The 9,555-nt window shown below is 66.5% G+C and carries 6 protein-coding genes; all 6 read left to right on the plus strand.

Translation table 11 applies throughout. The annotated features are described in order from the left end of the window. The coding region (locus tag EQG76_RS19165) for a hydantoinase B/oxoprolinase family protein (protein ID WP_200840942.1) at positions 1-1,122 on the plus strand (1,122 nt) is incomplete at its 5' end. Between the two features lie 27 nt (positions 1,123-1,149). Further along, the gene (locus tag EQG76_RS19170) at positions 1,150-2,079 is read left to right on the plus strand and encodes an aminotransferase class IV (protein ID WP_159715962.1); all 930 of its coding nucleotides are present in this window, start codon (positions 1,150-1,152) and stop codon (positions 2,077-2,079) included. 25 nt (positions 2,080-2,104) lie between these two features. Continuing rightward, complete coding sequence (locus tag EQG76_RS19175) at positions 2,105-4,144, plus strand: hydantoinase/oxoprolinase family protein (RefSeq protein WP_159715963.1); 2,040 nt, start codon at positions 2,105-2,107, stop codon at positions 4,142-4,144. 15 nt (positions 4,145-4,159) lie between these two features. Further along, entirely contained in the window at positions 4,160-6,094 is a 1,935-nt protein-coding gene (locus EQG76_RS19180) for a hydantoinase B/oxoprolinase family protein (protein ID WP_159715964.1), read from the plus strand. A 157-nt stretch (positions 6,095-6,251) separates the two neighbouring features. Beyond that, positions 6,252-7,250, plus strand: a complete 999-nt coding sequence (locus tag EQG76_RS19185) for a chemotaxis protein CheB (RefSeq protein WP_159715965.1) — start codon at positions 6,252-6,254, stop codon at positions 7,248-7,250. A gap of 124 nt (positions 7,251-7,374) precedes the next feature. Continuing rightward, positions 7,375-9,555 (plus strand): chemotaxis protein CheB (locus EQG76_RS19190; protein ID WP_200840943.1); only part of this gene is annotated, 2,181 nt, incomplete at its 3' end.

Genomic DNA, 9,555 nt, shown 5'->3' on the forward strand with positions numbered 1-9,555 from the left:
TTCGACTATTCCGAAGCGAAGATGGTCGAGGCGATCCGCCGCCTGCCGTCCGGCAAGGTGACGGTGCATTCGGCGCACGACCCCTTCCCCGGCGTGCCGGACGGTATCCCGGTCAAGGTCGACATGACGATTGATGCCGAAAACGCGAGGATCACCGTCGACCTCACCGACAATATCGACTGCCAGCCCTGCGGCCTGAACCTGTCGGAAGGCTGTGCCCGCACCGCTGCCATGGTCGGGATCTATAACGGCATCCTGGACCATACGGTCCCGGCCAATGCCGGCAGCTTCCGCCGGGTGGACGTGCTGCTCCGGGAGAACTGCGTGGTGGGCATCCCGCGCCACCCGCATAGCTGCTCGGTCGCGACCACCAACCTCGCCGACCGGGTGGCAAATCCGGTGCAGCGCGCGATCGCGGAGATCGCACCGGGCTTCGGCATGGCGGATACCGGGCCGATCATGCCGCCGGCCATGGGCGTGATCTCGGGCAAGGACCCGCGCCACGGCGATGCCCCCTTCGTCAACCAGATCTTCCTAGGGACGACCGGTGGGGCGGGCACTCCCGTCACCGATGGCTTCCTGTCGATCATCCATGTCGGCAATGCCGGGCTTTGCCGGCAGGACAGCATCGAGGTCGACGAGCTGCACCACCCGGTGTTCGTCAAGCAGCGCTACCTCATGGCCGATACCGAAGGGGCCGGGGAGTTTCGGGGCGCGCCTTCGGCCTATGCCGAGTTCGGCCCGATCGAGGGCTGCACCATGGAGGTGCTCTATACCGCGGACGGCACGGTCAACCCGGCCGAGGGTGCGCGTGGCGGCGGGCCGGGTGCACTGTCGCAGGCCTTCAAGCGCGAGCTGGACGGCACGCTCACCGCACTGCCGGCCTGCCATGGCGTGAAGCTGGAGCCCGGCGAGTATGTGGTGTCGCGCTCGTCGGGCGGCGGCGGCTACGGCTCGCCGCTGAAGCGCGATCCGGCGCGGGTCCTGCACGACGTCCTGGAGGGTTGGGTCTCGCGCGAGCGGGCCAGGGACGTGTATGGCATCGTACTGGTCGATGCGGGCACCGGGCTGGCGGTGGACGAGGCGGCGACGGCCAGGCTGCGGGCCAGCCTTGCCAATTGAACGAACGCAACAGGGAGCTTCAGCGAGATGAGCGAGACGCCGACGGAAACCGACTGGTCGGCAGGTGCCGCCTATGTCGACGGCCAGGTGATGCCGATCAAGGCGGCCAGGATCCCCATCACCGACTGGGGCTACCGGCGCTCCGACGTCACCTATGACGTGGTCGGGGTCTATTTCGGCGCCTTCTTCCGCCTGGACGACCATGTCCGGCGCTTCCGCCGCTCGATGGACAAGCTCCGGATGAAGCCGGAGGAGAGCGACGAGGACATCAAGCGCATCCTGACCGACTTGGTCCGCCGCACCGGCCTGCGCGAGGCCTATGTCGCCATGGACTGCGTGCGCGGCAAACCCGCGCCGCACCTGCCCTACCACCCGGCCTTTGGCCGCGCCTATCTCGTCTGCTTCGCGATCCCCTGGGTCTGGCTGTTCTCCAAGGAGCAACAGGCCCGCGGCGTCCACGCGATGATCGCCAAGACCCCGCGCATCCCACCGGAGTCGGTCGATCCCACCGTCAAGAACTTCCACTGGGGCGACCTGACCCGGGCCCTGTTCGAGGCGCATGATGCCGGCTTCGAGACGGCCTTGCTGCTGGACCAGGAAGGCAACCTCACCGAGGGTCCCGGCTACAACGCCTTCGCCATCATCAACGGCACCGTGGTCAGCCCGCCGCGTGGGGCGCTGGAAGGCATCACCCGGCTGTCGGTAAAGGAATTGTGCGAGGAGCTGGGCATCCCGTTCGAGACGCGGCCGATCCCGCGCGCCGAGCTGGAAGAGGCCGACGAGATCCTGCTCTCGACCACGGCCGGCGGAGTCATGCCGGTGAGCCGGCTGGGCTCGCGCATCCTCGGCAACGATCGGCCGGGCCCGATCTCGGCGAAGCTGCGTGAAACCTTCTGGGAAAAGCGCCGACAGGGCTGGCACGCCACGCCGGTCGACTACGACGCGCCGACCACCTGAGCTGCACCAAGAAAGTAATCCTGAGATGAGCCACGCTCTCGGAATCGATGTCGGTGGCACGTTCACCGACTTCGTCGCCTACGATCGCGTCAACAAGAAGGTCGAGGTCTGGAAGGAGCTGTCCACGCCGACCGATCCGGTGGTCGGCATCATCGGCGGCCTCGGCCGCTACAAGAGCAACGATGCCGCCGCGGTCGAGCATATCCGGCTGGGCACCACGGTCGCGACCAACGCGATCCTGGAGCGCAAGGGTGCGGTCGTCGCCTATGTGACGACCAAGGGCTTCAAGGACGTCATCTTCGTCCAGCGCGGCAACCGCAAATATCACTACGATGCGAGCTGGGTGAAGCCGAACCCGCTCGCCAAGCGCCGCCACTGCTTCGAGCTGGACGAGCGGATCGACGCCTATGGCAACGTGTTGAAGCCCTTGGACGAGGCCGAGGTGCGAGCACTAGGTGAGCAGATCAAGGCCAACCCGGAGATTCAGGCGGTCGCGGTCTGCACCCTGTTCTCCTACCTGAACCCGGTGCACGAGCAACGCATCAAGGAGATCCTGACCGAGGTCCTGCCCGACCTGCCGATCTCGATCTCCTACGAGGTCCTGCCGAAGTGGAAGGAGTACGAGCGCGCCTCCACCGTGCTGGCTGACGCCTATCTCAAGCCGGTGGTCAGCCGGCAGATGGGCTCGATGCGCAAGCGGCTGGACGAGGCGGGCTTCCAGGCGCCGACCGTGGTCATCAAGTCCAATGGCGGCGAGATGACTCTGGATGCCGCGGCCGAGGCGCCGGTGAACCTGGTGGTCTCCGGGCCCACCGGCGGCGTGATCGCCAGCCGGCACGTGGCGAAGCTCACTGGCATCGACCATCTGGTGACGCTCGACATGGGCGGCACGTCGACCGACGTGTCGGTGATCCTGGACGGCCAGGAGCGCTTCACGACCGCGTTCGAGATCGAATGGGGCGTGCCGATCCAGATCCCGATCATCGACATCCGCACGATCGGCGCGGGCGGTGGCTCGATCGCCTGGATCGACAAGGGCGGGATGCTTCGGGTCGGGCCGCAGTCGGCCGGCGCCAATCCGGGCCCGGCCTGCTACGGCAAGGGCGACCTGCCGACCGTCACCGATGCCAACGTGCTGCTGGGCCGGATCGACCCGGACAACTTCCTGGGCGGCCGGATGCGGCTGGACGTCGAGCGTGCGCGCAAGGCGGTCGCGAGCGTCGCCGAGGCGCTGGGCCAGGACGTCGACGAGACGGCACTCGCGATCGTACGCATCGCCAACAACAACATGGTGGGGGCACTGCGCTCCGTCTTGATCGAGGGCGGCCTCGACCCGCGCGACTTCACGCTCTCCACCTTCGGTGGTGCGGGGCCGCTGCATGTCGGGGAGCTGATGGTGGAAATGGGCATCCCCAAGGGGATCGTGCCGAACCACCCCGGCCAGTTCTCGGCCTATGGCTTCATCCTGACCCAGGCCCGCGTGGATCGGCAGCGCACCGCGCAGCTTACCAGCAACCGGTTCGACAAGGCCAGGGCGGCCGCGATCATGCAGTCCCTGGTCGACGAGGCGAAGGCCCAGCTCACCGACCAGGGCTTTTCCGACGAGATCAAGCTCACCCGTGCGCTCGAGATGCGCTATCTCGGCCAGAACTACGAGCTGGAGCTGACCGTCGACGAGAGCACGCTGTCGCCCGAGGCCGACATCGAGCAGCTCTGGGAGGCCTTCCACGCGGCGCACAAGGCGCGCTTCGGCTTCAACACCAAGGGCGACATCATCGAGATCGTCAATTTCGCGGTGACCGCCATCTCCGACTCGGCCGTGCCGGAGATCCCGAAGCTGGAGAGGGCCACGAGCGCACCGGAGCCCATGGGCAGGCGCAGCGTCGGCTATGCCCAGGGCCGCTTCGAGGTCGATGTCCATGACCGCGACCGGCTCCTGGCCGGCCATGTGCTGGAGGGCCCGGTGATCGTCGAGGAGGCTGCCTCGGTCACGGTGGTCTGCCCCGGCCAGCGCCTCACGGTCGACGACTACGGCCATCTCCTCATCGACACGATCCAGGCCTGAGGGAGAACACTTCCGATGCGCATGTCCGAAAACGGCTTCTACGTCGAGAAGTACAACAAGTGCGCCTGCTGCGGCCTGCTCGTCTATGGCGAGGGGGTGCGCACCGGGCCCGGGCCCAAGGGTCTGTTCTGCTCGCCCTGGTGCGTCGAGTGGACCGAGCGGCGGGCCAAGGGCGAGGACGATCCGGTCATGCCGATCGTCCAGCCCAAGCTGCCCTTCGAGGCGGCCTATCCCTCCAAGCACGAGCGGCTGGCCCCGCTCGACATGGTCACCATGAACATCATGGATTCGACCATGGTGTCGATCTGCCGGGAGATGGGCATCCTGCTGATGAAGACGTCGTACTCGACGATCTTCAACGAGGGCCTGGACTTCACCTGCGCGCTCGCGGACGCCAAGGGCGACATGATCGCGTGCGCCGAGTTCTGCCCGACCATGATCGGCGGCATGCCGCTGCTCATCAAGACCTGCGCCCAGGAGATCCCGTTCGACACGCTGTCGGAGGGTGACATCCTCCTGCACAACGACCCGTACCGGGGCGGCCTGCACTGCCCCGAGCACACCTTCTTCAAGCCGTTCTTCGTGGATGGCGAGCTGTTGGGCTTCGCGGTCTGCATCGGCCATATCGCCGAGATCGGCGGCATGGTGCCGGGTGCGTTCTGCGGCGAGGCCACCGAGATCTTCCACGAGGGCATGCGCGTGCCGCCGGTGAAGATCATGAAGGCCGGCAAGGACGTTGAGGAAGTCTGGAAGCTGATCCTCGCTAACACCCGCACGCCCCGCCAAAGCTATGGCGACCTGCGCGCCATGATCGGTGCGGTGGACCTGGGCGTCGACCGGATCACCCAGATCGTCCGCAAGTACGGCAAGGACGTCTTCAAGCAGACCTGCGAAGACCTGATGGACTATGCCGAGCGGCGGATGCGGGCGGAGATCGCCGCGTTCGCGGACGGGGTCTATTCCTTCGAGGATGTGATCGAGAACGACGGCATCACCAACACGCCGTATACGATCGCGGTCGACCTGCACCTGCACGGCGACGAGATCGTGGCGGATTTCGGGCGCAGCTCGAAGCAGGCCAGAGGCCCGATCAACGCGACGCTCGGCGTGACCACGGGTGCCACCTATAACGGCATCCTGCACGTCACCGACGCCTCAATCCCGAAGAACTCGGGCTGCTTCCGCCCGATCCGGGTGCTCTCGCCGCCGGGCCATGTCACCAATGTCGACTACCCGGGCCCCTTGGTCGCCGGCAATACCGAGACCCACCCGCGTCTCGCCGACATCGTGATCGGCGCCATGGCGGGCTGCACGCCGGACCGCGCCATGGCCTCGGAATCGGGGACCAGCACGAACTTCGTGTTCGGCGGCGACCATCCCGACCATGACGAATACTTCGCCTGCTACGACATCATGTCGGGCGGCTGGGGTGGCCGGAAGGGTCATGACGGCAACAACACCGTCAACGCCATCAACGGCAACTGCCGCTTCAACCCGACCGAGGTGTTCGAGACCCGCTTCCCGCTGCGGGTCGAGAACTGCGAGCTGGTCCAGGATTCCGGTGGGGCCGGGCAGTGGCGCGGCGGCCTGGGCTACAAGCGCACGCTCTATGTGACCACGGTGCCGATCACCGGCTCGCAGTGCTCGGATCGCCACGAGACCGGGCCCTTCCCGCTGTTCGGCGGCGAACGGGGGGCGGCCGGCGGTACCAAGGTCATGAAGGCCGGGACCGATCGCTGGACCACGGTGCGCGAGACCAACAACAAGGTGTCGAGCAGCAAATACGCCAACGTGGTGTTCGAGCCGGGCGACCGCATCCTGCTGATTACCGCGGGTGGCGGCGGCTATGGCGACCCGAAGCAGCGCGATCCCGAGCTGATCCGGGAGGACGTGGCCGAGGGCTATATCAGCCAGGAGCAGGCGCGCAGCGCCTACGGGTTCACCGGGTAACCCGGCTCGGGTTCGTTCCGCAGAGCCGTTTGGCGGCGGGGCAGGCGGTCGGCAGCAAGAGCCGCCGCCTGCTGCCGGCCGGCGGCCATGCCCGGGAACGCCTTCTGCGACGGCCCGTTGTCCCTGAATGTCGGTGCTGAAGCAGGAGGTCGCCCGGATGCCCAACCATGACCTGATCGTCATCGGGGGCTCCGCAGGCAGCTTCCCGGTGCTGCAGCGGATCTTCCGGGATCTTCCCGCCGATCTTCCCGCTGCGGTCCTGGTCTGCACCCACCGGCCCAAGGACGCAGCCGACCATCGCTCCGAGCTGTTCAGCGCCGGCGTCTCCCTGCGGGTGAACAGCCCGGTGGATGGCCAGCCGCTGGAGCAGGGCCACATCTACTTGGCTCCCTCCGACCGTCACCTTCTCGTCGTGGATCACACCATCCGGCTGGGCCGCGGGCCGCGCGAGAACATGAGCCGCCCGGCGATCGACCCCCTGTTCCGCTCGGCGGCCCTGTCCTTCGGCTCCCGGGCAGTCGGCGTGGTGCTGAGCGGGATGATGAACGACGGTGCTTCCGGCCTTCACGCCATCAGCGAAACGGGCGGGATCACGGTGGTCCAGCATCCGCTGGATGCGGAGGTTGCCGACATGCCGACCGCGGCCATGGCCACCGTCGCGGTCGACCATGTCGTGCCATCGGACCAGCTCGGCTTCTTGCTCGGCGAGCTGGCCAGACTGCCCGCAGGCCCGCCCAAGCCGACGGAGCTGGACCTGGAGCTGGAGGTCAAGATCGCGCTGGGCAACCGCATGGGCCCGGACAAGTTGAGCAAGGTAGCCGACCCCTCGATGTTCAGCTGCCCTCATTGTCACGGTGTCCTGTCACACATGAAGGACAACGGCCCGTTGCGGTTTCGCTGTCAGATCGGGCATGGATTCACCGCCGAGAATCTGCTCGTAGCCCAGGAGGATGAGGTTCACGAGGCGCTGGCCGTGGCCATGCGGGTCATGGAGGAACGGCTGGGCATCGTGGAGCGCATGGCCGAAGATGCCCGTGCCCAGGGCCGGGACGCGTTGGCCAAGGTCTATGACGCTCGCGCCGCGGAATACCGGCGCTACGCGCAAACGCTTCGGCAGGCCGTGAGCACCAGCATGGACACGATACGGCATCCATGAAAGGGCGACTTCCAGCCTACCACGCTGGCGCGATCGGTTTCGCCGACCGGCCCGCCGTAATAGAACCCGCGACGAGCAGTTCTAGCTTCAGTCTTCAGCCTGCACGGACCGCGCGGAGCGCTTGATGCAAGACCAGGTCGACCCGCCGATCGTCGGCATCGGCGCATCCGCAGGCGGCGTCACTGCTTTGCAGCTGCTGTTCGACTCGCTGCCCGATAATACGGGCGCAGCCTTCGTCGTCATCGTCCATCTCGACCCCGACTTTCGCAGCCAGTTGGCCAGCATCCTGGCATCGCGCACCCGCATGAGCGTGGAACAGGTCGAGGACACCGTCTACCTGGAACCGAACAAGGTCTATGTGATCGCTCCGGACCGGCGGCTGCGGATCGCCGATCACATGGTCTCTGCCCTGCCGTTCGACGAACCGAGGGGGCAGCGGGCGCCGATCGACATGTTCTTCCGCTCGCTGGCGGAGCAGCACAATGACGGTTTCGCCATCATCCTGACCGGTGCCGGCGGCGATGGCGCCATCGGGGTCAAGACGGTCAAGGAAGCCGGCGGCATCGTCATGGTGCAGGATCCGAACGAGGCGGAATATTCTTCCATGCCGCGCAGCGCGATCGCGACCCAGGTCGCGGACTTCGTGCTGCCGGTCCAGGAAATCGCACGGCAGCTGGTCGAGATCCTGCACAAGCGCGAAAAGATCTCCGCGAATGGCGTGCCTGAAGGAGACGAGGAAAGTCTTCGGCGGATCCTGGCTCATGTCCGGGTCCGGACTGGCCATGACTTCTCCCAGTACAAGCGCGCCACCGTTACGCGGCGCATCGCCCGGCGCATGCAGGTTGCCAGGAAGGAGTCGCTCCGCGACTACTATAACTACCTTCGCGAGAACGCCGAGGAAGCCCAGGCGCTGTTCTCGGATTTCCTGATCTCGGTGACGACGTTCTTCCGCGACCCGAAGGCGTTCAGGTCGCTTGCGGAGCATGTAATCCCGCGCTTGTTCGAGAACAAGGAGGTTGGCTCGTTCATCCGGGTCTGGGTTCCGGGATGTGCTACCGGGGAGGAGGCCTACACGATCGGCATGCTGCTGCTCGAAGAAGCCAGCCGGCGCGACCTGCGGCCCGAGATCCAGGTGTTCGGCTCCGATCTGGATGCCGGCGCGCTCGCCATTGCTCGCGAGGGCCGCTTTCCGGCGGCGATCGAGGCCGATCTGGGCGAGGATCGGTTGCGGCGCTTCTTTCTCAAGGAGGGCGACCACTACCGGGTTCGCCGCGAGCTGCGCGACATCATCCTGTTCGCGACGCACAGCATGCTGAAGGATCCACCCTTCTCGCGGCTGGACCTGATCTCGTGCCGCAACTTGCTGATATACCTCGATCGCGACCTGCAGCAGCTCGTCTGCAACACCTTCCACTATGCCCTCAACCCAGGGGGCTTCCTGTTCCTCGGCTCCTCGGAGAGCGCGGATCAACCGGTAGGGCTGTTCCGCCCGGTCGATCGGGATGCGCGGATCTACCGGTCGGTGGCAGCGCCCGGAGACAAGCGGCCCGCACTGCCCATCCTTCTGGGTACCAGCCATCATTCCCACGATCGAGGCCCGCTCCCGCCCCGCGTCCATGGTTCGGGCGGCAGCACGAGCGACGCAGCACTTCATCGGCAGATGCTCGAGCGGATCGCACCGCCCAGCATGCTGATCGACGAGGCGCACCGCGTCATTCATCTCTCGGACAATGCCGGGCGCTACCTGCAGCCGTCCGGGGGACCGCTGAGCATCGACGCGGTCGACTTGGTTCGCCAGGAGCTGCGCTTCGACCTGCGCTCGGCCCTCCACCGTGCCTTCGAACGGGGTGAAGCCACCCTCACCACGCCGATCCCGGTCCGATTCAACGGCGCCGCCCATCGGGTGTATCTCCACGTCAAGCCAGTGGTCCGGGAGGGGGGCATCAGCAATACCATCGTGATGTTCATCGAAGGCGAGGCGGTGGATGAAGCCACGCGTCTTGCGTACAGCGGGCGGGCCGATGGCGGTGCCAGCGACGAAGTGATCCGACAGCTCCAGGAGGAACTGCAGGCGGCGCAGAATCGGCTGCGCGCGACCCGCGAGGAATCCGAGGCGACCAACGAGGAGCTGCGGGCCGCCAACGAGGAGCTGCGGGCCGCCAACGAGGAGCTGCAGTCGATCAACGAGGAGTTCCGCTCCACCTCGGAGGAGCTGGAAACCAGCAAGGAGGAGCTCCAGTCGATCAACGAGGAGCTGCAGACGGTCAACAACGAGCTGAAGCTGAAGCTCGAAAGCGTGTCGCGG

Source organism: Geminicoccus flavidas (assembly GCF_009806515.1).
Classification (GTDB): domain Bacteria; phylum Pseudomonadota; class Alphaproteobacteria; order Geminicoccales; family Geminicoccaceae; genus Geminicoccus; species Geminicoccus flavidus.